Genomic DNA, 323 nt, shown 5'->3' with positions numbered 1-323 from the left:
TCTGTGAGCTATTCACAACTTTGCGCGCGTTTGCCAATCGATGGGCTTGTTTGGGGCGATAACCCCTTTGTCCCATGTTTCGCCTTATCTCTCGACTCACCGTTGATTTATGACAGCCAATAATTCTAGCTATTTCACTCATGCCTTTTTTAGCTTGCAATAGCGCTGATATTTGATATCTTTGCTCTTGGGTAAGATGTGTATAGTGTTTCATAACGTTCTGATATGTAGGAGTTGAAGTTTGAAATGCAACACGGCACATCTTACTCTTCAACTCATTCTTTTAAAACGTTGCACTTCTTATTTGAATCTAGGTCTATAAC

Annotated in this window: 1 protein-coding gene; it reads right to left on the bottom strand. The window is 39.9% G+C overall.

All coding sequences use genetic code 11. The annotated features are described in order from the left end of the window. Positions 1–214: helix-turn-helix domain-containing protein (locus AAEZ03_RS26535; protein WP_350582753.1), on the bottom strand; the 214-nt coding region annotated here is incomplete at its 3' end. Positions 215–323: the final 109 nt, after the last annotated feature.

Source organism: Pseudomonas sp. HY2-MNA-CIBAN-0224, assembly GCF_040310285.1.
Classification (GTDB): Bacteria; Pseudomonadota; Gammaproteobacteria; order Pseudomonadales; family Pseudomonadaceae; genus Aquipseudomonas; species Aquipseudomonas helleri.
The sequence above is the reverse complement of the archived record's forward strand: the minus strand, read 5'-3'. Positions and strand labels throughout refer to the sequence as shown.